Origin of the sequence: Mangrovibacter plantisponsor (genome assembly GCF_003182475.1) — a bacterium.
GTDB classification, from domain to species: domain Bacteria; phylum Pseudomonadota; class Gammaproteobacteria; order Enterobacterales; family Enterobacteriaceae; genus Mangrovibacter; species Mangrovibacter plantisponsor.
This window is the reverse complement of the sequence record NZ_QGTS01000010.1, coordinates 87493-111781: the sequence shown is the minus strand read 5'-3', so window position 1 is coordinate 111781 and position 24289 is coordinate 87493. Positions and strand designations below refer to the sequence as shown.

The window sequence follows — 24289 nt, the reverse complement described above, 5'->3', positions numbered from 1 at the left end:
CCGCAAAGGTTCACACTATGCGAATAGTTGAATATCCCTGTATCCATCAAGGATAGTCTGAAAAGAATACCATAATGTTGCTAAGGCTGTTTTATTACGGTTAATACAAAGTGAAAAAAGAAAAGGCTGAATACACAGAAAATGTGGCAGAGCTCTCATCTGCCAGACAGATCCCACTATGGAAACGCAGTGATTTAACACATGCGCAACCTGACTGGCTGGCAGAAGAAGTGCCGGTTGCACTGGTTTACAACGGCATTTCTCACGTGGTGATGATGGCTTCGCCAAAAGACCTGGAATTATTTGCCCTTGGTTTCTCTTTATCGGAAGGGATTATTGAAACTTCACAGGAAATTTATGGCATGGAAGTTGTGCCATCCTGCAATGGTCTTGAAGTCCAGATTGAGCTTTCCAGCCGCCGTTTTATGGGGTTGAAAGAACGCCGCCGGGCGTTGGCCGGGCGCACTGGCTGTGGTGTGTGCGGTGTAGAGCAATTGAATGATATTGGTAAACCGATTACCCCGTTGCCTTTTACTCAAACTTTTGACCTGCGCCACCTGGATACCGGGCTTGGTGGGCTGAAAGCGTTCCAGCCAGTAGGGCAGCTAACTGGCTGTACTCATGTTGCCGCGTGGATGATGCCGGATGGCGTTCTGGCTGGCGGGCACGAAGATGTGGGCCGCCATGTGGCGCTGGATAAACTGCTGGGGCGCCGCAGCCGTGAGCACTGGCCACAGGGCGCGGTGCTGGTGTCCAGCCGGGCCAGTTACGAGATGGTGCAAAAATCAGCCATGTGCGGTGTGGAGATTTTGTTTGCTGTTTCTGCAGCAACCACACTGGCCGTTGAAGTGGCAGAACGCTGTAATCTGACGCTGGTGGGGTTCAGTAAGCCCGGTCGTGCTACGGTGTATACCCATCCGCAACGGTTAGTTGCTGTGGAGTAGTCACGACCCTTTTTATCCCACAGTCTGATCCTTTCTTTTTTTGGTTGTTGTCATAATGCCAGAACCCCGCCACCGGCCGGGTTTCTGCATACGGGGCAATATCACTATGGTGCAATGGTTCAACCTTCCCTGGCCTGACCTCGCGGTTGGTTTTGGGCTGTGTTTATTGATTTCTGCATTGGGCTTTTTGCGGACAGACTGGTTTATCAGTATTGGTTACGGTGCGTCTGTCAGTGCGCTGGCGGTGTGGTTTGCGTGGGCGGCACCGCCTTCAGCAGCCGGTTCCTGGTTGCAGGCGGGTTTATTGTGCCTGTATGGTTTGCGGCTTTCAGGGTATTTGATTGCCCGGGAACGTTCAGCCAGTTTTGCCCGGGAGCTTGAAGCCTCCAAAGCGCGGAGTGCGCATATTACCAGCCCGGCCAGGCTGGGGATTTGGTTTAGTGTGAGTGCGTTGTATGTTGCAATGGCGGCGCCATTACTGTTTGTTTTACTGGCTGGCGATACGCCGCTACTTTGGCCTGGTGTAGTGGTTATGGCAGCAGGGCTGGGGCTGGAGATAACAGCAGACTGGCAGAAATCGGCCAGTAAAAAGCGAGCACCGAACAAATTTGTGCACCGGGGTGTTTACTGCTGGTGTCGTTACCCGAACTATTTGGGAGAGATTCTGTTCTGGTTGGGAAATGTGATTGCTGGTGTGGGGGTGTACCACACAGTGCTGAGCTGGGGTGTCGTTCTGGTTGGTTTTATTTGTATTTTTCTGATTATGCTTGGGTCGGCTCGCAGGCTGGAGCTGAAGCAAGGATCGCGTTATGGGGATGACCCTGAGTACCAGGTGTGGGTGAGCCAGGTGCCGGTGTTGTTTCCTTTTGTTCCGGTGTATTCGTTGCGGCGGTTGAGGGTTTATTTGGGGTGAGTGTTCCGTTCCCTCGGGCTGGTGTGACTATTCCGTTTACTTGTAGTGTGGTTGTTTCCGTTCACTTTGCATAGTGTCATGTGTGGTTGTTTCCGTTCACTTCCAGTGGAGTGGTTAATGTGGCTTCACAGCCTGTGAACGGGCGAAAGGGGGCTCGCCCCCTTTGCAATCCCCGTTTTCGCGGGCAACCGGTGCTGCGCACTGCGTTCACCTCCGGGCAGTCAGCCTGCGGCCGGCTCGACTCGGCATCCATGCCTCGGTTCGCCTTATTCCGCCGTCCGGGCGGAATAACCTTGTCTTCCTTTCTGCGGTTCACCGGTCTTACGCGAGCAGGCCTCGCTGCAAGTAGCTGTTTTCTTGTGTGGTTTGGTGTAGCTGCGGGTTCTGGATGTGGTCTGTTTTCTTTGTGTTCTGCTGGAGCTTACAGGCGGAAAAGGTGGACTGTGAGCTGGTGCCAGCTGTTGTTTCTTATATATTCATGAATCTATGTATCTGTTTCTTTTTCCTGATGTTGCGGAGTGCTTTGTTTGTTTGATTTACTTATCAGGCGTTTTATTTTTCGGGAAAATATTCAGGAGGAATACCCATGGCTTTAGTAAAAACCGATACACCCACTGAGCAACAAATCGCGCAACTGACTGGGGGATTACGTTCTTACAATATTCAGTTTGTTGAACCGGAGATGTTTCGCCCTTTTGCAGTATTTGATACCGATGAACAGGGCGTTATTCAGGCCGGGATTAGTGGTAAACAACAAGGTGAATGGTTGTCGATTGAATTTTTGTGGGTGGGAGAGTCGCTGCGTGGAACAGGATTAGGCGGGCGTTTAGTTGCTGCTGCGGAAGAGATAGCAGTTGAGCGTGGGAGCCGGTATTTACTGGTGGATACGTTCAGTTTTCAGGCGCTCGGTTTTTATCAGAAGCAAGGTTTTGTATTGCAAATGTCGCTGGATAATTATCCGCATACCGGGCAGCAGCGGCATTATTTAACCAGGTCGCTGGTTGGGTGAGTGTTCCGTTCACTCGGGCTGGTGTGACTATTCCGTTCACCTGAAGTGATGTGGTTAATGTGGCTTCACTGCCAGTGAACGGGCTAAAGGGGGCTCGCCCCCTTTGCAATCCCCGTTTTCGCGGGCGACCGGTGCTGCGCACTGCGTTCACCTCCGGGCAGTCAGCCTGCGGCCGGCTCGACTCGGCATCCCTGCCTCGGTTCGCCTTATTCCGCCATCCGGGCGGAATAACCTTGTCTTCCTTTCTCCGGTTCCCCGGTCTTACGCGATACAACCCTCGCTGCGAGTAACTGTTTTGTTGTGTTGTGTTGAGTGGCTGTAAGTCCTGTGCCCGGTAGATCTTTTTGATGTTTTTTGCTGTGAGCATACAGGCGGGTGTGGGGTGTGGCCTCTAAATCGTTGAGGCGTGCCTGGCGGGCCGGGGCTGCCTGCAGGACGCAGGCAGAGCGACGGGAGGCAGGAAGCCGACTCGGAGCGGTACCCGAACAGGCCGCCGGGGTAAGCCGAATGTCCGCGCAGCGGCGATTTTGCCGGCCACAAAAGGGGGGGCAGGGGGCCAGTGCCCCCTGCGGGCGCCGGGCGCTGGTGGTGAGAGAAAGCAGTGTGGTTACCACGGCGCGCAATTTGCTCAGTACAGGCAGATTACTGTGTCAGTGTGGTGAAAGTTCCGTTCACTTGCAGTGTGGTTGTTTCCGTTCACCGGAAGTGATGTAGTTAATGTGGCTTCACAGCCAGTGAACGGGCTAAAGGGGGCTCGCCCCTTTGCAATCCCCGTTTTCGCGGGCGACCGGTGCTGCGCACTGCGTTCACCTCCGGGCAGTCAGCCTGCGGCCGGCTCGACTCGGCATCCATGCCTCGGTTCGCCTTATTCCGCCGTCCGGGCGGAATAACCTTGTCTTCCTTTCTGCGGTTCACCGGTCTTACGCGAACAGGCCTCGCTGCAAGTAGCAGGGATTTTTGTGCTGTCAGGTGTGGCTGTGGGTTCTGTACCCGGTACGTCTTTTTGATGTTTTTTGCTGAGATATTACAGGCGGGTGTGGGGTGTGGCCTCTGAATCGTTGAGGCGTGCCTGGTGGGTCCTTTACATCCCCCTGCTTCCTGCCCCACAATGGTTAGATTGCTAACTGATTCTTGTTTGCGTTCTGTCTCTCTGGCCTTTCCGGCCATATACCTGATTCTGTTTTGTGAGGCGAGTTATGAAGCTTTTTATTTACCAACATTGTCCGTTTTGTTTGCGTGCGCAGATGATTGTCGGGCTGAAAAGTTTGCCCGTCGATATCGATATCATTATGGAAGGCGATGCTGAAACCCCAACCCGCATGGTGGGGCGCAAAGTGGTGCCTATTTTGCAAAAAGAAGATGGCAGTTATATGCCAGAAAGTATGGATATTGTGCACTATCTTGACAGCAAGCAGGCACCTCAGGTGGCAACGGGAACGGTAGATGCGGCGATAGAAGCCTGGTGCAAGCAGGTATCAAAAAGCGCGTTTAACCTTGCTGTGCCGCGTTTTACTAAGGGTGATTTTGCCGAGCTGGCAACCCCGGCTGCTCGTGAGGCTTACCGCCTGCGTGAAGAAAAAGCATTTGGCGACCTGGAGCAACTGATTGCTGATACACCCGCGTTACTGGCAGATGTGGAGCCTCAACTGGCTGCACTTGAACCACTGGTTGCTGAACGTGACACCATTGATGTTACTGATTTTATTCTGTTCCCGGTATTGCGCAGCCTGACCATTGTAAAAAATATCCACTTTGGTGACCAGGTGCAGGCCTACCTGGCTCGTGTTGCGGGTGCAACAGGTGTCAGCCTGCTGACTGAGCAGGCCATATAACGCCCAACGCAACCAGGCCGCAACACTGTGCGGCCTGGTTGTTATCCCTGAACACTCAGGGCAAATAAAACACCGGTTTGAGCGTATCGCTTAACGGGCTGTTATCTGAGTGAGTTGGCATTACATCCCGCATATGCTTCCACCACCGCTGGCAAACCTCAGTTTGTGCAACGGCGTCCCAACGTTCTTCTGATTCAATCTCTACCGTGGCAAACAGGAGATGGCGCTCAGCATCGAGATAAATAGCATAGTGATGAGCACCGTGCTGTTTAAGAACCGTTTCCAGCTCAGGCCAAATCGGCGAATGGCGTTGTTGATACTCTTCATGTGCATCGGGGTTCACCTGCATAACAAATGCTTTACGGATCATAATGCCTCCAGATAAAGCGCCCGCACTTCTTCTCGTGTCGCGGTGCGTGGGTTACACGGCGCACAAGGGTCTGCCAGAGCTTTATCCAGCCAGCCTTCAATATCTTCCTGGGTAACACCCAGTTTGCTGAACCCGGTGGGAATGCCAACGCGGGCAGACAATTCGCGAATCGCTTCTATCGCTTTCTCACTGGCTAACTCTTCACTCATTCCCTGAGTGTTTACACCCATGGCTTCGGCAACGCGCACAAAACGGGCTGCGGCCGCCGGGCGGTTAAAGTTTTCAATGACAGGCAGAAGAATCGCATTGCACACACCATGTGGCAGGTCGTGAGTTGCGCCTGGCTGGTGTGCCAGTGCATGTACCAGCCCCAGCCCGGCGCTGTTAAATGCCATGCCCGCCAGGTACTGGCCATAGGCCATCATTTCCCGGGCTTCCAGGTCTTTGCCGTTATCAACTGCTTTTGGCAACCAGGTGCTGATCAGGCGAATCGCTTCCAGCGCATTGGCGTCTGTCAGTGGGTGTGCGCCAATCGACACATAGGCTTCAATGGCGTGGGTCAGCGCATCCATCCCGGTAGCGGCGGTAACCGATGCCGGAATGTTGAGCATCACGCTGGCATCATCCACAGCGATATCCGGAATGATATTCGGGTCGATAATCACTTCTTTGACTTTGCGTTCACTGTTGATAATCACCGCGTTGCTGGTCATTTCAGCGGCAGTACCTGCGGTGGTGTTGATTGCCACCAGATGAACGCCCGGGTTTTTCACTTTGCCTACCCCGGAGTAATTGGTCGAAGGTGCCGGGTTGGCAGTCAAAATTTTAATGGCTTTGGCGGTATCAATTGGGCTGCCGCCGCCAAAGGCGATAATAAAATTACATTTTGCGTCCCGGAACGCTTTGAAGCCTTGTTGTACCAGTGCTTCTGTTGGGTTAGGGAATACCGCATCGAATAAATGGTATTCCATATTGTGGTGTTTCATGGCGGCGAACAGGGAATCGAGCAGGCCCAGTTTCACCAGTTGCCCGTCAGTGACTATCAGCGCTTTACCCCACTGTTTTCCTGACACCATATTGACCATGTCCCCAATCGCACCTGCACCATGCAGACTGATTTTGGGTAATGCCAGCATAAAACTCATGATTGTGCTCCTTACGCATTAAGGGCTTCGGCCATTGGCGTGACGCCAAAGCGTTTGCCAAGGGCTATCAGTTGTTCTGTGGTGATGGTTTGTTGCATTCCGCCCATCGACAATACTTTCACCAGAATTTGCGAAGATTTCTCTGCGGTATCTATCAAACCGAATGCTTCGTCTAAATCAGACCCGGTACCGAAGACGCCGTGGTGCGGCCACAGCACCAGGCTGTGAGATTTCATTTGTTCTGCAGTAGCACTGCCAATGCCATCTGTGCCAGGCACCATCCATGGCACAATGCCGATGCCGTCCGGGAACACCACCAGGCATTCTGTGCTGCCTTCCCACAATTTGCGGGTAAAGCTGGCAGCATTGAGCGGCAGAACATAAGTCAGGGCAATCAGATTAGTGGCGTGGCAATGCATGATTACCCGGTCACGGCCACCTGAAAGCTGTTTACGCACGGCATGAGATTGCAGGTGCGCGGCCAGTTCAGAGGTGGGCAGCCCGCCTTCACTCAGGCCCCAGTGAATGTGGTAAGCCATGCCGTCATCGGTAATGCGCAGCAGCACCAGATTCGCTGCCGGGTCAACCTGTACATTACGGAAGAATTTGCCGGAGCCAGTGACCAGGAACCAGCATCCTGCCAGTTCTTTCGCCGGCTGAGTCAGCTCTTCGCAGCGTGGTTCTGCATAGAAATCACTGCGGTAAGCTTCTGCATCCTTAGCGTCCACACGCAGGCTGATATTGCCGCCATTACGCTCATCCCAGCCTTTGAGCCACATATCACTGGTGGCTTTAACCATTCCGGTAACAAACCAGGAAGAAAGAATAGATTGCATGTGAACTCCTTAGCGTTGACGTAAAACGTCGTTTTCATAATGGCGAACGGTGGTGAGCCAGGAGGCATCAGCCGGGGTATCGTGTTGCTGGCAATAACGTTCCCAGACTGCCTGCCATGGCAGCGATTTTTGCTCTTCGAGCAGAGCCAGGCGCGCTGTATAGTCGCCTTCCAGCTCTAACTGGCGCAGTTTGGCTGTAGGTTCCAGTAAGGCGCGCAACAGGGCTTTTTTCATATTGCGGGTGCCAATCACCCAGGCGGCGATACGGTTAATCGAGGCATCAAAGAAATCGAGGCCAATGTGTACGCGGTCGAACAAGTCGTTGCGTACAATTTCACTGGCGATGGCCTGGGTTTCATCATCGAGCAGCACCACGTGGTCGCTGTCCCAGCGTACCGGGCGGCTGACGTGCAGTAACAGGCGTGGCACATACAACATGGCGGCGGAGATTTTGTCGGAGATAACTTCAGTTGGGTGGAAGTGGCCGGCATCCAGGCACAGTGCGGTCTGGCGGCTGGTGGCGTAACCCATGTAGAACTCGCTGGAGCCCACGGTGTAACTTTCTGCGCCAATACCGAACAGTTTGCTTTCCACTGCGTCGATATGGTGAGCCGGGTTGAGTTTTTCGCTGATGATTTCATCCAGCGCGGCCAGTAAACGCTGGCGTGGGGCGAGGCGGTCTACCGTGATGTCTTTCATGCCATCCGGGATCCAGATATTCATCACAGATGGTGTGCCCAACTGTTCGCCAAAATAGGCGGAAATACGGCGGCTGGCTTTGCAGTGATCAATCCAGAACTGGCGGATTTTGTCGTCCGGGTGTGACAGCGTAAAGCCATCTGCACTCAGCGGGTGCGAGAAGCAGGTGGGGTTAAAATCCAGCCCCAGTTTTTGCGCTTTCGCCCAGTTCACCCAGTTGGCGAAATGTTCTGGTTTTATCTCATCGCGTTCAACAGGTGTTGCCGATTCCAGATAAATAGCGTGCAAATTCAGGCGTTTTGGCCCAGGGATCAGGCTCATCGCTTGCTCTAAATCAGCCCGTAATTCTTCGGCGGTGCGTGCTTTTCCGGGGTAATTACCGGTGGCCTGAATGCCGCCAGTCAGCGCGCCTTCAGGGTTTTCAAAACCCACGACATCATCGCCCTGCCAGCAGTGCATGGAAACAGGCAGGCGGTCCAGTTGTTGCAGGGCTTTTTCAGCATCCACACCCGCTGCAGCAAAGCGTTGTTTTGCCAGTTCCCAGGCTTGATCAAGTTGAGTGCTCATGCGCAAAGCTCCTTATTCGGTTGAAGTTGTTGTGGAAACTGCGCGACATAGCGGGCAATTTCACTGTCTGAATCGGGTTGAAAATGGATAAGTGGTTGGCTGCTGAACACCACATAGCGGAAGTCATCGACATCGTGGATGTCATCCAGCGCCATGAGCTGGCAGCCGATATTGCCCAGAGTCGAGGCTTCTGTTGGGCCAGCGATAACAGGTATGCCGCAGGCGTCAGCACAAAGCTGGTTAAGGAAATGGTTCTGGCTGCCACCGCCAACAATATGCAGTGCATCGAACGGGCGGTTGCGCAGGTGAGCCAGTTCACGCAGGGTATCTGCGTAGAGCAACGCCAGGCTGTCGAAAATGCAGCGCGCCAGTTGAGCATCATCTTCCGGAATCGCCTGGTGGGTTTCCCGGCAGGCGGCCTGAATTTCCCGCCCCATATTGTCCGGGTTGATAAAGCGGTCATCGTTAGGGTTTATTAGCGAGCGGCAGGCGGGGAGCGCTTTTGCCCGCTCAATCAGGCCTGGTAAATCAGTAACCTGGTATTCACGGCAGATTCGTTGCAGTAACCACAGGCCCATAATGTTTTTCAGCACCCGGTAGCGCCCTTCAGCACCGCCTTCATTGGTGATGTTTGCGGCCAGTGCTGCCGGGTTGGTCCAGGGGCGACGGCTTTCAAAGCCCATCAGAGACCAGGTGCCAGACGAAATCCATGCGGCGTTTTTGCTTTGCAGCGGCACAGCAAGCACTGCGCTGGCTGTATCATGAGTGGCGACAGAAACCAGCGGAATACGTTTCCCTTCGCGGCACACCCAGTAGCCAATCAGGTTGCCGGGGTGTGTGGGTGCGCCAAACCAGTGGGCTGGCACACCTGCCCAGTCCAGTAGTTCCTGGTCCCAGTTATCGGTGTTGATATTCACCAGCTGTGTAGTTGTGGCGTTGGTGTATTCCCAGTTGAGGTTGCCGGTAAGGCGAAACGCCAGGTAATCGGGGATCAGTAAGGCATGGGCTACCTTGTCCTGCAGTTCCGGTTGTTGTTCAGCCAGTGCTCTTAGTTGGTACAGCGTATTGAATGGCAGAAACTGGATGCCGGTTTTGCGGTAGATAGCTTCTTTACCCAGAGTATGGAATGCTCCGGCCATCACGCCATCTGTGCGGCTGTCACGGTAGGAAACCGGCAGGCCAACCCGCTGGCCGTTGGCGTCAATCAGGACAAAATCCACGCCCCAGGTATCAATGCCAATGCTGTCTACGGTAATGCCGCGGTCGCAGACTTGTTGCAGGCCTGTGCGAATTTCCTGTTCCAGCTTATCCACATCCCAGGTGTCAAAGCCATCAACCGCTTTCAGGCAATTAGTAAAGCGGTGAATTTCTGTTAACGCCACCTGGCGCTGAATGTTGTCGTAAGTTGCCAGCATTACCCGGCCACTTGAGGCGCCCAGGTCAACCGCGACGCAATGGCGAATCGTCATGATGGGTATCCTTTCTGAAGTTGATACCCGCCAGTCTACGGAGTGGCTACCTTTGCCACCTTTTTACCAATGACAACGGAAAATTGGGGCTGGCAAACAGGTAAAGTTGAACGTGAGGCACTTCACAGTTTGCTGTTTATCCGTGAAAAGTCTGGGGTGTGATGCTTTCCACAGTTTCGAAGAATACCGGCTGTTTCTTGAAAAAACGGCGCAGAACCGCGTTTTTCACGTCAAAAACTTAAGGTGACAATAACGGCGCTTATCTACTATCAGTCCACCTTAACTGAGTGTGGGAGGTAATGATGACGGTATTACATAGCGTTGATTTTTTCCCATCGAAGGGGGCTTCAGTTGCCATTGAACCCCGGCTTCCACAGGTGGCGTTTCCGGAACATCACCATGATTTCTGTGAAATTGTGATTGTTGAGCACGGAACTGGCACCCATATCTTTAATGGCCAGCCTTATACCCTGAGTGGTGGTTCGGTGTGTTTTGTGCGTGAGCATGATCGGCATTTATATGAACATACTGAAAACCTGTTTCTGACCAATGTATTGTACCGTTCTGCTGGCGGGTTCAGCTTTATTTCCGGGCTGGAAAAGCTGTTGCCGCAGGAACAGGATGGTTTTTATCCTTCGCACTGGCGCGTCAGCCAGAACGTATTGCAGCAAATAAAACCCTTATTGAGCCAACTGGAACTTGCGGGCGATAACGCGGAAATTAATGCGGTGGCCTGTAGAGAAATGGCGTTTATGCAACTGCTGGTTTTGTTACGCCAGGGCAGCCTTGCTCAGAACCATCCCAGCCCGGACGGCCGGGTGGACCAGCTACTGACCTGGCTGGAGCAGCACTTTGCAGAAGATGTTTGTTGGGATGAACTCGCAGAGCAGCATGCGCTTTCATTGCGCACACTGCACCGCCAGCTTAAACAGCGCACCGGGTTAACTCCCCAGCGCTATTTGAACCGCTTGCGGTTGATCAAGGCGCGCCATTTATTGCGCCATTCTGAAGACAGCATTACTAATATTGCCTACCTGTGCGGGTTTGGTGACAGTAACCATTTTTCGACACTGTTTAAACGTGAGTTCACCTGGTCGCCACGGGATATTCGCCTGGGGCGCGACACACAACTTCAGTAACGCGAAGGTTATCACCGATTTTTTAGTGGGAAGCATCAATAATGCCCGTTGCGTGATAACCGGAGCGGTACTGTGTCCTGCCATTTGATCCTGAAAAAAAATGATTTTTTCACTTCCGCTACTCAGCCTGTCGTAGTGGCGGACCGCTATCCGCAAAATGTCTTTGCCGAACATACCCATGAATTTTGCGAACTGGTGCTGGTGTGGCGCGGCAATGGTCTGCATGTGCTTAACGACCGGCCTTATCGCATTACGTGTGGTGATCTGTTTTATGTCCGGGCGCAGGACCGGCACAGCTATGAAGTGGTAAATGACCTGGTGTTACACAATGTGATTTATTGCCCGGAACGGCTCACGCTGAATGTGAACTGGGGGGAATTACTTCCAGGCGAGAGCGCCACCTGTTCTGATCCTCGCTGGCGGCTGGACAGCCAGGGAATGGCACTGGCAAAGCCACTGATTGACCACCTGGAAAATGAAACCTTGCGCCAGGAAGACAACCTTTCTGGCTATGCCGTAGAGAGTTTGTTTTTGCAATTACTGGTAACGCTGAAACGCCACCGTTACCAGCCAGCCCAAACCCCAAACTCAGGGGAAAACCTCGATTTCCTGATGGCTGCACTGGGTCAGAGCCTGGATTCACCCTTTGATTTAGGTGAATTTTGTAACCGCCACCAGTTATCTGAACGGGCGCTGCGCCAGTTATTTCGCCAGCGCACCGGCATGAGCATCAGCCAGTACTTGCGCCAGCAGCGCCTGTGCCACGCACAATATTTATTACGGAATACGGAGTTGTTAATCAGTGATATTGCCACGCGTTGTGGCTTTGAAGACAGCAACTACTTTTCAGTGGTTTTCACGCGTGAAACAGGCATGACGCCACGGTTGTGGCGCCAGCGTTAAGTTTGCGGCAGGGCCGGATATTCGCTTTATTGCGCCATACCCAGGCCCACAATATTGGCGGCGATGATAATTACCACACAACCCACACTCAGTACACCCACCGGGCGGCGGCCCGCATTGTTCCACTCTTTGAGCACCAGCCCAACCAGCCCACCACACAGCACATAGAAGCTCATATGCAGCATCCAGCTCATGTAGTCGTACTGTGCCGGGATTTTGGCGTGGCCCCAGGCATAGAAGAAGAACTGCAGGTACCACATTAATCCGCCCAACATGGAAAGTAACACGTTGGTGATAATCAGTGGTTTTGCCAGTGAGAAATCGGCTTTCACAGAAAGGTCTTTCACTTTTGCCAGGCGAACAAAGCAGAAGCCAAGGTTCACTACTGCACCACCGCCCATGATGATGACATAGCTCGGCAGGGCAACATATAACGGGTCAACACCCAGTGCCGCTGCGGCTTCATGCATCGGTTTGGCGGCATCCATAGCGAATGACATCCCGGCAGAGAATATCCCGCACATTACGGCGAGGATCAGACCTTTTTTCAGGTTAAAGTCTTCTGCCTTGATGCCCATTTTGCGTTCTTTTAACTGGCCTGCACGGGTAACAATGGCAACGCCAATAACAGCGACCAGAACACCTGCCAGAGTCATTCGGCCGCCTTCAGTCCCAATCAGCACATCAAATTTGCCATTGAGAATAGGCGTCATTAGTGTACCGACAATCAGAGTAATACCGATGGCGATTCCTATCCCCATCGACATGCCCAGGTAGCGCATCGTCAGGCCATAGTTAATGTTCCCGATGCCCCACATTGCGCCGAACAGGAATACTGGCAGCAGTGTCGACAGGCTGAATGAACTGTAATAAGCCCAGAAGTGAGGCAACAAAATAGCGCTGACCAGCCAGGGCAGCACAATCCATGAAACTATCCCGCCGACCGACCACATGGTTTCCCATGACCAGTTTTTTACTTTCTTAAAAGGGGCGTAAAAGCAGGCAGCGCTGGCTGCGCCAACCAGATGCCATAAAATCCCCATGGTAATGGCGTCATTCATCCTCAAACCCTCGTTGTTATTGAATGCCGGGCGCGTAAATGCACCTGATACTGGCGAGTGTATGGGGCGGCGTCATTATGAACCTTCAGGCAAATGACGCGGGGTGATGAAAGCTGGCAAAAATCAGTGGGTGGGCGCGATGAAGATCACAATTCAGTATTTTGGTGAATAATTTGCGGTAAATTCGATGCTTTTCCCAGGCAAAACACGCTCCCCGTTGCCAAAGGGCCCGCCAGTAATATGAGCTGGCGGGCAGCATTCATTACATCACGCCCAGTAAGCGGGGCAGGAATAGTGTGACTTCAGGTACAAAGGTAATCAGCAGCAGCACACCGATGATTGCGGCGTAGAAGGGCATTAACGGGCGGATGACGTCTTCCACTTTTACCCGGCCAACACTGGCACCGACGTACAACCCACTGCCAACGGGTGGCGTGATCGTCCCGATCGCCAGGTTGTAGATCATAATGATCCCAAAATGCACCGGATCGACACCCAGTTTCACCATAATCGGCAACAGGATCGGCGTGAAAATCAGAATGGCCGGGCCGATATCCATAAAAGCGCCAATCACCAGTAAAAATGCAGTAATCACCAGAAGAATAACGATTTTGTTCTCGGATATGCCCAGTAATAATTTGCTGAGCGCCGCCGGAATACTGGTTATCGACATGGAAAACGACATGGCAGAAGAGGTGGCAAGCAGGAACATAATAATGCCGGTCATAACCACGGTTTGTACAAAGACGCCGGGTAAATCTTTCAGTGCCAGGGTTTTGTACAACACCAGGGTCAGAAACAAGGTGTACACCACAGCAATGGCGGAGGCCTCAATGGCGGTAAAAATCCCCATCACAATGCCGCCTACGATAATCACAATCAGCAACAGACTGGGTACGGCCTCCAGCGTTACTTTCCAGGCGACCCCTTTTTGCAGGGCGAAAAAAACACGGTAGTTGTTACGCTTAGCCACCACAAGTGTTACCAGCATGCAGCCCACACCCCACAGGCAACCTGCCACCATACCGCCAGCAAACAAGGCGGCAATAGATGTTCCGCCGCTTGCCAGTGCATAGAGAATGAATGCGGTAGTCGGCGGGATTAGCATCCCCGTGGGCGCGGAAGCAATGTTAACGGCTGAAGCAAAGCCCCGGTTATAGCCTTCTTTCGCGCTCATTGGCACCATCACACCGCCAATAGAAGTAGAAGCGGCAATGGCTGAGCCGGAAATTGCGCCAAACATCATATTGCCAACGATGTTGGTATACGAGAGGGAGCCTGGCAGCCTGCCAGTGAATAGTTTGGCAAAATTTACCAGCCGGGTGGCGATGCCGCCGCTGTTCATGATGACCCCGGAGAGAATAAAGAAAGGGACAGCCAGCAAAGAGAAGCTGTCCAGGCTGGAAAACATTTTCTGTGCGGTGGCAAACATGGCGATATCAAAGGGCAGTACCAGCAGCATGGTGCTGCAGGAGGCCACCACAATACAGATACCAATGGGCGCGCCTAACCCCAGCAACACCACAAACACAGCGATTAACAGCCCGGAGGCCAGCACGGGATCAATCATGGTTTTCCTCCAGCGACGGGGCTGCACTGTGTGGCACGCCACGTAAATTTTTAACGGTCGCAGTAATGTTCAGGATGCTGTAAATGATGATAAGCAGGCCCGAAACCGGCAGGGCGTAGTAGACCTGGCCCATGGGAATTTGCAGTACAGGTGATACCTGGAGCATGGAAATACCGGCGATTTTTAACCCGCCAATAATCAGGATATAGAGTGAGAAGAGCGCAAAAGTCAGTTGCAGCACCAGCATCCACCAGGCACGCAGGTGATCTGGCGCTTTATTAAGCAGCAGTGTCAGGCTGATATGCTCCTGTTTCCCGCACACGTAGGCCATGCCCAGCATCGAGAGCCATACCAAAGAAAAGCGCAGCAGTTCCTCAGTCCAGATACTGGGCGCGCCCATTACATAGCGGCTGATGACCTGCCAGCAAACGACTACCACCATCATGGCGAGCAGTGTGCCACCAACAATTTCCAGACCACGGTCCAGCATGCGTCGGATGTTATTCATAACCCCTTCCTCTTGTGTTATTCCATTGCGCGGATTTGTTGATACAGGTCATTCAACGCAGGCTTGCTCTCCAGGTTTTGGTAAATGGGCTGGACAGCTTGCTGGAATGGCGCGAGGTCAATATCGTTGAACACCACACCAAACTGGCTGACGGCGAGCTGTTTGGTTTCTTCAATGGCTTTGTCCCACGCCGCTTTTTCGAACTCGATTGCGTCTTTCACGGCTTGTTGCACAATCGCCAGTTGTTCCGGGGTAAGCTTTTCTTTGGTGAGGTTGCTCATCAGCAGGATATCGGGAATGCGGGTGTGCATATCGTAGGTGTAATAACGTGCCACTTCGCCGTGGCGGGCGATAGTCAGCGCGAATTCGTTATTCTCGGCACCATCCAGAATGCCTTGCTGGAGCGAGGTGTAAACTTCAGCCTGGCCCATGGCGATGGGTGATGCACCCAGTAGCCGCAACGTGGTGATGGCGGTTTCACTCTGCATTACGCGGATTTTTTTCCCTTTCAGGTCGTTAATGCTGCGAATGGGGCCTTTGCTCATATAAAAATTGCGTGCGCCGGAATCGAACCAGCCAATACCCGTGAACCCTTGTGGCGCGGTGGACTCATACACCGGCCGCATGATGTCCGGGTTGTCCATCACGGCATAGAAATGCGCTTTGCTGTTAAACAGATACGGCAGAGAAAACACGCCGTAGTAAGGCGAAAAGCTTTCCAGTAAACCCGAAGAGACTTTGGTGATGTCCACAACGCCTACCTGTGCCAGCTCCACCAGTTCACGCTCGCCCCCCAGTTGCCCGTCCGGGAACCAGAGCACTTTAATATCTCCATGGGTGCGTTGTTCAATCTGCTCGCCCAGGTAGTGCAGGGCGTCTTTAACTGGCTGGCTGTTTTCTGCATAAGCAATGCGTAACACAGTTTCTGCGTGGCCGGGCAGGGAGAGAAACAGGGCGAACAGGCAAGGTAAGATATTTCTGATATTTGGTTTCATATAAATCAGTCCGTTATTTTATTTTCGCCATTGAGGTGAAATGTACGTTGAAACCGGGGGGAATAACCTTTGTAGTTTTGCCAGCAACAGGTAAAAACTGGCGAGAAAAACAGGGTACTGGCGGGGGTTGTCACACTTTTACTTTTCACTATGCATGGCGTTTTTTTCATCATGGTGATGAAAAACCACACACTCTATACGGCATTGATAATCATTTTCAATATCATTTAAATAACTATAATGACCAAACTGATTACGCGGCGCTAACAGCCGCCCGACAATAATGGAGATGAGAACGATGAGTTATACACTGCCATCCCTGCCTTATGCTTATGACGCGCTGGAACCGCACTTCGACAAAATGACGATGGAAATCCATCACACTAAGCACCATCAGACCTACGTGAATAACGCGAATGCTGCGCTGGAAAGCCTGCCAGAGTTCGCTTCACTGTCTGCTGAAGAGCTGATCACCAAACTGGCTGAATTACCGGCAGACAAGCAAACCTTTCTGCGTAACAACGCGGGTGGCCATGCTAACCACAGCCTGTTCTGGAAAGGCCTGAAAACCGGTACCACTCTGCAGGGCGACCTGAAAGCGGCCATCGAACGTGATTTTGGTAGCGTTGAAAGCTTCCAGGAAACATTTGAAAAAGCCGCTGCAACCCGTTTTGGTTCTGGTTGGGCCTGGCTGGTGGTAAAAGATGGCAAACTGGCCGTGGTTTCTACCGCTAACCAGGACAGCCCGCTGATGGGTGAAGCTATTTCTGGCGCTTCCGGCTTCCCGATTGTTGGTCTGGATGTGTGGGAACACGCTTACTACCTGAAATTCCAGAACCGCCGCCCGGATTACATTAAAGCATTCTGGAACGTAGTTAACTGGGACGAAGCCGCAGCCCGTTTCGCGTCAGTGAAATAATCGCGGTTCAGTGAGACCAGAGCGGTACAGGAACCGGCGTTCGGCACAGTGACAGTACCACAGGGAGTGTGGTGAACGGAACAATTGCACCAGTCAGGGTGAACTGGCCCCGCTCTGTCAGCACAGAGTCAGTTGCGCGCCGTGTCAGCTACACTGCTTTTTCTCACCACCAGCACCCGGCGCCCGCAGGGGGCACTGGCCCCCTGCACCCCCTTTTGTGGCCGGCAAAATCGCCGCTTCGCGGACATTCGGCTTACCCCGGCGGCCTGTTCGGGTACCGCTTCGAGTCGGCCTCCTGCCTCCCGTCGCTCTGCCTGCGTCCTGCAGGCAGCCCCGGCCCGCCAGGCACGCCTCAACGATTTAGAGGCCACACCCACACCCGCCTTTAATATCTCAGCAAAAAACATCAAAAAGACAGACCAGACACAGAACTTACAGCCACACCGGACAACACAAAAAACCCCGCTACTTGCAGCGAGGCCTGTTCGCGTAAGACCGGTGAACCGGAGAAAGGAAGACAAGGTTATTCCGCCCGGACGGCGGAATAAGGCGAACCGAGGCAGGGATGCCGAGTCGAGCCGGCCGCAGGCTGACTGCCCGGAGGTGAACGAAGTGCGCAGCACCGGTCGCCCGCGAAAACGGGGATTGCAAAGGGGGCGAGCCCCCTTTAGCCCGTTCACTGGCTGTGAAGCCACATTAACCACATCACTTCAAGTGAACGGAACTTTCACCACACTGACATCAGGTTCAGTGAACGCAACGCAGCCACAGTAAAATGATCTGCCAGCACAGCGCTGGTTGCGCGCCGTGTCAGCCACACTAGTTTCACTCACCGCCTGCGCCCGGCGCCCGCAGGGGGCACTGGCCCCTGCACCCCCTTTTGTGGCCGGCAAAATCGCCGCTTCGCGGACATTCGGCTTACCCCGGCGGCCTGTTCGGGTACCGCTCCGAGTCGGCCTCCTGCCTCCCGTCGCTCTGCCTGCGTCCTGCAGGCAGCCCCGGCCCGCCAGGCACGCCTCAACGATTCAGAGGCCACACCCACACCCGCCTGTAATATCTCAGCAAAAAACATCAAAAAGACAGACCAGGCACAGAACTTACAGCCACACCGGACAACACAAAAAACCCCGCTACTTGCAGCGAGGCCTGTTCGCGTAAGACCGGTGAACCGGAGAAAGGAAGACAAGGTTATTCCGCCCGGACGGCGGAATAAGGCGAACCGAGGCAGGGATGCCGAGTCGAGCCGGCCGCAGGCTGACTGCCCGGAGGTGAACGCAGTGCGCAGCACCGGTCGCCCGCGAAAACGGGGATTGCAAAGGGGGCGAGCCCCCTTTAGCCCGTTCACCGGCTGTGAAGCCACATTAACCACATCACTTCAAGTGAACGGAACTTTCACCACACTGACATCAGGTTCAGTGAACGCAACGCAGCCACAGTAAAATGATCTGCCAGCACAGCGCTGGTTGCGCGCCGTGTCAGCCACACTAGTTTCACTCACCGCCTGCGCCCGGCGCCCGCAGGGGGCACTGGCCCCTGCCCCCCCTTTTGTGGCCGGCAAAATCGCCGCTTCGCGGACATTCGGCTTACCCCGGCGGCCTGTTCGGGTACCGCTCCGAGTCGGCCTCCTGCCTCCCGTCGCTCTGCCTGCGTCCTGCAGGCAGCCCCGGCCCGCCAGGCACGCCTCAACGATTTAGAGGCCACACCCCACACCCGTTTGTATGCTCACAGCAAAAAACATCAAAAAGACAGACCAGACACAGAACTTACAGCCACTCAGCACAATACAAACAACCCACTACTTGCAGCGAGGGTTGTGTCGCGTAAGACCGGTGAACCGGAGAAAGGAAGACAAGGTTATTCCGCCCGGACGGCGGAATAAGGCGAACCGAGGCAGGGATGCCGAGTCGAGCCGGCCGCAGGCTGACTGCCCGGAGGTGAACGCAGTGCGCAGCACCGGTCGCCCGCGAAAACGGGGATTGCAAAGGGGGCGAGCCCCCTTTAGCCCGTTCACCGGCTGTGAAGCCACATTAACCACATCACTTCAAGTGAACGGAACTTTCACCACACTGACCCAGTGAAAAGTGAACGGAAACAACCACACTGCAAGTGAACGGAATTTTCACCACACAGCCACAGTGAAAAGTTCACCACACTGGCATCAGTGCAAACCCCCCAGAACAATCCCCCACTAAATTCCTGTTGCAATCCATCACCTGACAAGCGAGCCTTTGTGAAGACCGCCCGTGTTTGCAAGGAGAGTAGTATGCGTTACCCCGTTCAGGTTTATACCGGCACCATCAAGGATTACCCCGGCAGCCGCCCCAGTGCGATTGCCAAATACCAGCGTGAAGGTGAACTATTACTGACTCCTTTGGGCCTGGAAGGCGACAGCCAGGCAGAGGTTGGTATTCACGGCGGGCCAGACCGGGCGTTGTGCCACTACCCCCGGGAGCATTATGAAGCCTGGGCTCAGTCTTTCCCGGAACAGGCCGGTGTGTTCGCGCCACCGGCTCTGGGCGAAAACCTTTCCACCACCGGGCTGACCGAGCGCAATGTGCACATTGGCGATATTTTTTGCTGGGGTGATACGCTGATTCAGGTCACGCAGCCCCGTTCGCCATGTTTTAAACTGAACTTTCACTTCGGCATTAGCGACTTTTCCCGGCAAATACAGGAAACCGGGCGCTGTGGCTGGTTGTATCGTGTGGTCAGCCCCGGAAAAGTGTATACGGATAAGCCGCTGGAACTGGTCTCTCGCGTGAGTGATATCTCGGTCTACCAGGCCGCAGCCATTGCCTGGCATATGCCGTTCGATGATGAACAGTACCACCTGTTGCTAAGTGCTGCCGGGTTGTCTGCCTCCTGGACGAACACCCTGCAAAAACGCCGCCTGACAGGAAAGATTGAAGACTTCTCGCGCCGTTTGTGGGGTAAGAAAAGCTGAAATCAGTGGGGGATGTTGTAGCTGATAAGCGCCCGGAGTGGGCATGAGGTTTGTCATCAGACTCAAGCGCCCGGTGCGGGCGCTTTGGAAAAGGTGAGTATCAGGCGGCATCCGGGTGGTGGGGCACACTACTGAACGTATGGCGGATTTCCGCACCAGCCTGCACCAGTGAATCGCGGCTGATATCCTTGATGGTGTTGGCACCAGTCAGTGTCATGGCAACCCGCATCTCTTTTTCAATCAACTGCAACAGGTTTGCCACACCCGCTTCGCCGTGGGTTGCCAGCGCATACAGATAAGCGCGCCCCAGCAAGGTACTGTCGGCACCCAGCGCAATCATGCGTACTACATCCAGACCACTGCGAATGCCACTGTCGGCCAGAATAGTGATATCCCCTTTTACCGCATCGGCAATGGCGGGCAGGGCGCGGGCTGAAGAGAGCACGCCATCCAGTTGGCGTCCGCCATGGTTAGAAACCACAATGCCATCGGCACCAAAACGTACTGCGTCACGGGCATCGTCCGGGTCGAGGATCCCTTTGATAACCATTGGGCCATCCCAGAACTCACGGATCCACTCCAGGTCTTTCCAGCAAATTGACGGGTCGAAATTTTTTGCCAGCCAGCCAATATAATCTTCCAGGCCCGTGGGTTTGCCCAGATAAGCAGAAATATTTCCTAAATCATGAGGGCGGCCAAACAAGCCGACATCCCACGACCAGGACGGGTGTGTTACCGCCTGCCAGTAGCGGCGCAATGCAGCATGGGGGCCGCTCATACCTGAGTGGGCATCTCGGTAGCGCGCACCAGGTGTTGGCATATCTACGGTGAACACCAGCGTGGTGCAGCCTGCAGCTTTGGCTCGCTCCAAAGCATTACGCATAAAGCCGCGGTCTTTTAACACATACAACTGGAACCACATTGGCCGGTTAATCGCCGGGGTGACTTCTTCAATAGGGCACACTGAAACGGTGGAAAGCGTAAACGGAATGCCATGTGCCGCTGCCGCGCGCGCTGCCTGAACTTCGCCACGCCGGGCATACATGCCACACAAGCCCACCGGGCCAAGGGCGACTGGCATGCTGAGGGTCTCGTTGAACAGTTTCGTTTCAAGGCTCAGTTCAGCCATATTGTTCAGTACCCGCTGGCGTAGGGCGACGTCCGATAAGTCTGTGACATTGCGTTTGAGTGTGTGCTCTGCGTAGGCCCCACCATCAATATAGTGAAACAGAAATGGGGGTAGTTTGCGTTGCGCGGCGGCGCGATAGTCGCTGGCGGCGGAAATAATCATGCTTCATTCTCCCTGGGATAATCAGTGTCGGTATCAGGCAGGCGGGTAACCCGTGCCTGACGGGCTTCGTCTTCATCCAGCTGTTTAATAGTGGTATGCACGAAGCCTAAATGGTGAGTGGCGGCTTTGCGCGCAGCTTCCGCGTCACCCTGCAGAATGGCGCCCAGCATCATCTGATGCTGCTCTGTTAACTGGGCGAAAATCGGCGGGTGGGTGTACATCCGCTGGCGGCTTTGCATCACCGAAGATTGCAGTAAATCGAAAAAGCCCCGCATGGTTTGCAGCAACACAACGTTGTGCGACGCTTCTGCCACGGCAAGGTGAAAGCGCAGGTCTGCCTGGGCTGCAAGATTTGGGGCATCGCTCTCTCTAAATTGTAGCGTGGCGTCAAAACAGTATTGCAGGCGTTCTTTATCGGCAGGTGTTGCCCGCATTGCTGCGTGCCAGGCGGTACTGGCTTCAATAGCGTAACGGGCCTCCAGAATATCGTAACGGTAGTCCGGGTCATCGGCCATCAGGTGGCGAATGGGTTGCACAATACGTTGCTCAGACCAGGGCTCAAGTTGATAGCGAATAAAGGTACCGCCCCCGCGCCTGCTTAACAGCAGGCCTTCACTAATCAGCATTTGCAGTGCTTCGCGCAGGGAATTGCGCGAAACACCCAGTTCAACCGCCAGCTGGCGTTCCGCGGGCAAACGCATGCCCGCTTCCAGTTGGTGTTCACGAATATAACCGCGCAGGCGTTCAACCAGTTGCCCGGCGCGGCGGGGTAAAACTAACGTCATGGAATCATCCAGGTTAAGACATAAGCCTGCAGTGTGGTAATCACGCCCACCATGCAGGTGAAAATCAGGCTGTGTTTCACCGTGAAGCGGAACAGGTCAGCTTCTTTACCCACCAGGCCCACTGCCGCACAGGCAATGGCGATGGATTGCGGCGAGATCATCTTGCCCGTAACACCGCCAGTAGTATTGGCTGTCACCATTAACAAGTCAGAGACGCCAATTTGCTGGGCCGCCGTTGCCTGTAATGCGGCAAACAGGGCATTGGATGAAGTGTCTGAGCCTGTCAGGAACACACCAAGCCAGCCCAAAAAGGGTGAAAAGAAGGTGAAGGCAGGCCCGGTGTGGGCGAGTGCCAGTGCCAGGGTGGACGACAAGCCCGAGTAATTCGAGATAAATGCGAAAGCCAGTACCATCCCAATGGAGTAAATCGGGAGCAACAGGTCGCGCACCGTTTCGTTGAAGGTTGCCAGTGCTGCGCGTGGCTTCATTTTCAGCCAGATAATAGAGAGCAACGCGGCGAACAAAATGGCAGTGCCGGTGGCAGACAAGTAATCAAATTTAAACACCGCCGGGTAAGGGGTGCTGCTGGCCACAACGGGTGGCATACGTGCCACCAGGTTATCCAGAAACGGGACAGAAATTTTGACCATCCAGTGTGCCAGTGCGCCATCGGCTGCAAACAGGGCTTTAAAGGGCGGAATGCTCCACAGTGTTACGGTCGCGGTTAAAAACAGAAACGGGGTCCAGGCACGAATCACCTGGCCACGGGTATAATTCTTGCGAGCCAGTGTCTGGTCTACAACAGCGGCAGACACATCGCCGAAGCGGAAAATGCGGGCAGGTTTCCAGCGGCGCAAAAACAGCGTCAGGCACACCAGCGATACCAGTGAAGAGATGATATCCGGCAATTCCGGGCCCAGCAGGTTAGAACTCAGGAACTGGGCAACAGCAAATGACCCACCGGCTACCACAACAGCAGGCCAGGTCTCTTTAATACCGCGCCAGCCATCCATAATCGCCATAATCCAGAACAGCACAATAATGGTCAGGAAAGGTAACTGGCGGCCCACCATCTGGCCGATATGGAAACTGTCCAGCCCGGTTACCTGGCCGGCAACCAGAATTGGAATGCCCATCGCGCCAAATGCTACCGGGGCGGTGTTAACAATCAGGCACAGGCCTGCCGCATACAGTGGGTTAAACCCCAGCCCAACCAGCAATGCTGCGGTAATGGCGACAGGTGCGCCAAACCCGGCAGCCCCTTCCAGAAACGCACCGAAGGAGAAACCAACAATCAGCATTTGCAGGCGCTGATCTGGTGTGATGGAGAGAATCGAGGCCCGGATAATATCGAACTGGCCGGTTTTTTCAGAAATACGGTACACAAATACTGCGGCGATAATTATCCAGGCAATTGGCCACAGGCCATAGAAGAAACCATATCCCACCGAAGCAAGCGCCCGGTCAACGGGCATCCGGTAGAAAAACAGCGCCACGACCAGGGCAATCACCACAGTGAATGTTGCCGCCTGGTAGCCTTTCATTTTGAGTTTTATCAGAGCGAAGAAGAAAAACAGAATCGGCAGCGCGGCTATCAGGCTGGACAGCCAGATATTGCCTGCAGGGTCGTAGTTCTGATGCCATAGATGCATTGCAGGTGTCTCCCGGGAACCCCTTTTTTGCCTTCAGGCTCGCGTTTTACCCAGTGATGCTGGTTACGCTTTTTGTAAAAGTGGTCCCACCAATGTAGGGTTGTAGGTTAAATGCCAATAAATAGTTAACCTTGTGTTAACGGAAAGCAACGCTATTGCGACAGTTTTTTGGCTTATGTGAAGAGGAGAGAATATTCAGGGAGGATTGGTAGGACCAAAACGCCCACTCCATGCAGGACAGAGTGGGCAGATAACTTAGAATTCAGTGCGGGAGAAACCGGTCATCGCTTTCAGGCCCATTTCACGGCCAAGTGCCGTCATTGGGTGCACAACCACCAGGCCCCGGGCGCTTTTTTTGAGTTTGCCCATATCTGCCTGTTCTTTTTTGGTGATTTCACGGCGAAACGGCATACCCAGTAGTTTCTGGGCTTCTTTGCTCAGCTTTTGGTTAACCACCTGGTGTAACCGGGCTATTTCAGTTTCCAGTGTCTCTTTTTCTGCCGCCAGTTCACTGTATTTCTCAGCATCGTTGACCAGAGAAAGACTGGCCTGCTGGTGGTTAATGGCGTCGAGGCGGTCGCTCAGGCGCTTGATTTCGTTTTTTTCTACATCTTTCATGTTGCTTACTCAGGGCTGTCTGGTTTGTGGCAAGAATACACTATTTCCGCACAAGCTGCCTGTTATGGCGCAAGGGAGCGGGAGAACGGTGAAGTGGCGCAGGTGTTGCGGCGCAGTTGA

At 53.9% G+C, this 24289-nt stretch carries 22 protein-coding genes; 9 read left to right on the top strand and 13 right to left on the bottom strand.

The genetic code is table 11. The annotated features are described in order from the left end of the window. Positions 1-110: 110 nt before the first annotated feature. The 4 genes from fdhD (at position 111) to grxB (ending at position 4698) form a co-directional block, all read left to right on the top strand. Positions 111-944, top strand: a complete 834-nt coding sequence (gene fdhD / locus DES37_RS16810; protein WP_110026921.1) for a formate dehydrogenase accessory sulfurtransferase FdhD — start codon at positions 111-113, stop codon at positions 942-944. Positions 945-1050: 106 nt separating this feature from the next. Next, on the top strand, positions 1051-1857 hold the full coding sequence (locus DES37_RS16805) for a DUF1295 domain-containing protein (RefSeq protein WP_170123788.1): 807 nt from the start codon (positions 1051-1053) through the stop codon (positions 1855-1857). Between the two features lie 586 nt (positions 1858-2443). Continuing rightward, positions 2444-2866 (top strand): GNAT family N-acetyltransferase, encoded by a 423-nt coding sequence (locus tag DES37_RS16800; protein ID WP_110026917.1) that lies wholly within the window; start codon positions 2444-2446, stop codon positions 2864-2866. A 1196-nt stretch (positions 2867-4062) separates the two neighbouring features. Next, positions 4063-4698 carry a glutaredoxin 2 gene (gene grxB / locus DES37_RS16785; protein WP_036106975.1) on the top strand — a complete coding sequence of 212 codons (636 nt, stop codon included), beginning with the start codon at positions 4063-4065 and terminating at the stop codon, positions 4696-4698. 55 nt (positions 4699-4753) lie between these two features. Here grxB and rhaM read toward each other — a convergent pair whose 3' ends face one another. Genes rhaM through rhaB form a run of 5 tightly spaced genes read right to left on the bottom strand, consistent with a single transcriptional unit; the run spans position 4754 to position 9784 of the window. Then, positions 4754-5068, bottom strand: coding sequence for an L-rhamnose mutarotase (gene rhaM, locus DES37_RS16780; protein ID WP_036106977.1), 315 nt, complete (start codon positions 5066-5068; stop codon positions 4754-4756). Then, positions 5065-6213, bottom strand: a complete 1149-nt coding sequence (fucO, locus tag DES37_RS16775) for a lactaldehyde reductase (protein ID WP_036106980.1) — start codon at positions 6211-6213, stop codon at positions 5065-5067. The genes rhaM and fucO overlap by 4 nt, the downstream gene beginning before the upstream one ends. A gap of 11 nt (positions 6214-6224) precedes the next feature. Then, positions 6225-7049 carry a rhamnulose-1-phosphate aldolase gene (gene rhaD / locus DES37_RS16770; protein WP_036106983.1) on the bottom strand — a complete coding sequence of 275 codons (825 nt, stop codon included), beginning with the start codon at positions 7047-7049 and terminating at the stop codon, positions 6225-6227. Between the two features lie 9 nt (positions 7050-7058). Continuing rightward, on the bottom strand, positions 7059-8315 hold the full coding sequence (gene rhaA, locus DES37_RS16765) for an L-rhamnose isomerase (protein ID WP_110026912.1): 1257 nt from the start codon (positions 8313-8315) through the stop codon (positions 7059-7061). Then, entirely contained in the window at positions 8312-9784 is a 1473-nt protein-coding gene (gene rhaB, locus DES37_RS16760) for a rhamnulokinase (RefSeq protein WP_036106989.1), read from the bottom strand. The genes rhaA and rhaB overlap by 4 nt, the downstream gene beginning before the upstream one ends. A gap of 302 nt (positions 9785-10086) precedes the next feature. Between rhaB and rhaS the strand changes: the two genes are divergently transcribed. Both rhaS and rhaR read left to right on the top strand, forming a co-directional pair. After that, positions 10087-10923 carry an HTH-type transcriptional activator RhaS gene (gene rhaS / locus DES37_RS16755; RefSeq protein ID WP_110026910.1) on the top strand — a complete coding sequence of 279 codons (837 nt, stop codon included), beginning with the start codon at positions 10087-10089 and terminating at the stop codon, positions 10921-10923. A 72-nt stretch (positions 10924-10995) separates the two neighbouring features. Continuing rightward, the gene (gene rhaR, locus DES37_RS16750) at positions 10996-11826 is read left to right on the top strand and encodes an HTH-type transcriptional activator RhaR (protein WP_036106996.1); all 831 of its coding nucleotides are present in this window, start codon (positions 10996-10998) and stop codon (positions 11824-11826) included. A gap of 26 nt (positions 11827-11852) precedes the next feature. Here the strand turns inward: rhaR and rhaT are convergent, their stop codons facing one another. The 4 genes from rhaT to DES37_RS16730 all read right to left on the bottom strand — a co-directional run bounded on the left by rhaT (position 11853) and on the right by DES37_RS16730 (position 15960). Beyond that, a complete protein-coding gene (gene rhaT, locus DES37_RS16745; RefSeq protein WP_036106999.1) occupies positions 11853-12887 on the bottom strand; it encodes an L-rhamnose/proton symporter RhaT in 1035 nt (344 codons plus the stop codon). A gap of 262 nt (positions 12888-13149) precedes the next feature. Beyond that, complete coding sequence (locus tag DES37_RS16740) at positions 13150-14457, bottom strand: TRAP transporter large permease (RefSeq protein WP_036107002.1); 1308 nt, start codon at positions 14455-14457, stop codon at positions 13150-13152. Next, complete coding sequence (locus DES37_RS16735) at positions 14450-14965, bottom strand: TRAP transporter small permease (RefSeq protein WP_036107006.1); 516 nt, start codon at positions 14963-14965, stop codon at positions 14450-14452. The genes DES37_RS16740 and DES37_RS16735 overlap by 8 nt, the downstream gene beginning before the upstream one ends. A 17-nt stretch (positions 14966-14982) precedes the next feature. Continuing rightward, a complete protein-coding gene (locus DES37_RS16730) occupies positions 14983-15960 on the bottom strand; it encodes a TRAP transporter substrate-binding protein (protein WP_036107009.1) in 978 nt (325 codons plus the stop codon). 47 nt (positions 15961-16007) lie between these two features. On the opposite strand from DES37_RS16730, the gene DES37_RS25510 reads away from it, so the two are divergent. From DES37_RS25510 to yiiM, 3 genes are all read left to right on the top strand, one after another. Next, positions 16008-16244 carry a hypothetical protein gene (locus DES37_RS25510; protein WP_146211528.1) on the top strand — a complete coding sequence of 79 codons (237 nt, stop codon included), beginning with the start codon at positions 16008-16010 and terminating at the stop codon, positions 16242-16244. A 14-nt stretch (positions 16245-16258) separates the two neighbouring features. Continuing rightward, entirely contained in the window at positions 16259-16879 is a 621-nt protein-coding gene (gene sodA / locus DES37_RS16725; RefSeq protein WP_036107011.1) for a superoxide dismutase [Mn], read from the top strand. A 2263-nt stretch (positions 16880-19142) separates the two neighbouring features. Continuing rightward, entirely contained in the window at positions 19143-19823 is a 681-nt protein-coding gene (gene yiiM / locus DES37_RS16705; RefSeq protein WP_036107020.1) for a 6-hydroxyaminopurine reductase, read from the top strand. A 100-nt stretch (positions 19824-19923) separates the two neighbouring features. Here yiiM and lldD read toward each other — a convergent pair whose 3' ends face one another. From lldD to DES37_RS16685, 4 genes are all read right to left on the bottom strand, one after another. Further along, positions 19924-21114 (bottom strand): FMN-dependent L-lactate dehydrogenase LldD, encoded by a 1191-nt coding sequence (gene lldD, locus DES37_RS16700; protein WP_110026905.1) that lies wholly within the window; start codon positions 21112-21114, stop codon positions 19924-19926. Beyond that, positions 21111-21899 carry a transcriptional regulator LldR gene (gene lldR, locus DES37_RS16695; protein WP_110026903.1) on the bottom strand — a complete coding sequence of 263 codons (789 nt, stop codon included), beginning with the start codon at positions 21897-21899 and terminating at the stop codon, positions 21111-21113. The genes lldD and lldR overlap by 4 nt, the downstream gene beginning before the upstream one ends. After that, a complete protein-coding gene (gene lldP, locus DES37_RS16690) occupies positions 21896-23551 on the bottom strand; it encodes an L-lactate permease (RefSeq protein WP_036107029.1) in 1656 nt (551 codons plus the stop codon). The genes lldR and lldP overlap by 4 nt, the downstream gene beginning before the upstream one ends. 255 nt (positions 23552-23806) lie before the next feature. Further along, entirely contained in the window at positions 23807-24169 is a 363-nt protein-coding gene (locus DES37_RS16685) for a YibL family ribosome-associated protein (RefSeq protein ID WP_110026901.1), read from the bottom strand. Positions 24170-24289: the final 120 nt, after the last annotated feature.

What these genes read in the sequence shown, in the direction of transcription:
- DES37_RS16805 (WP_170123788.1), top strand. Translation starts at nt 1,051, where the DNA reads ATGGTGCAATGGTTCAACCTTCCCTGGCCTGACCTCGCGGTTGGTTTT.
- DES37_RS16800 (WP_110026917.1), top strand. Translation starts at nt 2,444, where the DNA reads ATGGCTTTAGTAAAAACCGATACACCCACTGAGCAACAAATCGCGCAA.
- grxB (WP_036106975.1), top strand. Translation starts at nt 4,063, where the DNA reads ATGAAGCTTTTTATTTACCAACATTGTCCGTTTTGTTTGCGTGCGCAG.
- rhaM (WP_036106977.1), bottom strand. Translation starts at nt 5,068, where the DNA reads ATGATCCGTAAAGCATTTGTTATGCAGGTGAACCCCGATGCACATGAA.
- fucO (WP_036106980.1), bottom strand. Translation starts at nt 6,213, where the DNA reads ATGAGTTTTATGCTGGCATTACCCAAAATCAGTCTGCATGGTGCAGGT.
- rhaD (WP_036106983.1), bottom strand. Translation starts at nt 7,049, where the DNA reads ATGCAATCTATTCTTTCTTCCTGGTTTGTTACCGGAATGGTTAAAGCC.
- rhaA (WP_110026912.1), bottom strand. Translation starts at nt 8,315, where the DNA reads ATGAGCACTCAACTTGATCAAGCCTGGGAACTGGCAAAACAACGCTTT.
- rhaB (WP_036106989.1), bottom strand. Translation starts at nt 9,784, where the DNA reads ATGACGATTCGCCATTGCGTCGCGGTTGACCTGGGCGCCTCAAGTGGC.
- rhaS (WP_110026910.1), top strand. Translation starts at nt 10,087, where the DNA reads ATGACGGTATTACATAGCGTTGATTTTTTCCCATCGAAGGGGGCTTCA.
- rhaT (WP_036106999.1), bottom strand. Translation starts at nt 12,887, where the DNA reads ATGAATGACGCCATTACCATGGGGATTTTATGGCATCTGGTTGGCGCA.
- DES37_RS16740 (WP_036107002.1), bottom strand. Translation starts at nt 14,457, where the DNA reads ATGATTGATCCCGTGCTGGCCTCCGGGCTGTTAATCGCTGTGTTTGTG.
- DES37_RS16735 (WP_036107006.1), bottom strand. Translation starts at nt 14,965, where the DNA reads ATGAATAACATCCGACGCATGCTGGACCGTGGTCTGGAAATTGTTGGT.
- DES37_RS16730 (WP_036107009.1), bottom strand. Translation starts at nt 15,960, where the DNA reads ATGAAACCAAATATCAGAAATATCTTACCTTGCCTGTTCGCCCTGTTT.
- sodA (WP_036107011.1), top strand. Translation starts at nt 16,259, where the DNA reads ATGAGTTATACACTGCCATCCCTGCCTTATGCTTATGACGCGCTGGAA.
- yiiM (WP_036107020.1), top strand. Translation starts at nt 19,143, where the DNA reads ATGCGTTACCCCGTTCAGGTTTATACCGGCACCATCAAGGATTACCCC.
- lldD (WP_110026905.1), bottom strand. Translation starts at nt 21,114, where the DNA reads ATGATTATTTCCGCCGCCAGCGACTATCGCGCCGCCGCGCAACGCAAA.
- lldR (WP_110026903.1), bottom strand. Translation starts at nt 21,899, where the DNA reads ATGACGTTAGTTTTACCCCGCCGCGCCGGGCAACTGGTTGAACGCCTG.
- lldP (WP_036107029.1), bottom strand. Translation starts at nt 23,551, where the DNA reads ATGCATCTATGGCATCAGAACTACGACCCTGCAGGCAATATCTGGCTG.
- DES37_RS16685 (WP_110026901.1), bottom strand. Translation starts at nt 24,169, where the DNA reads ATGAAAGATGTAGAAAAAAACGAAATCAAGCGCCTGAGCGACCGCCTC.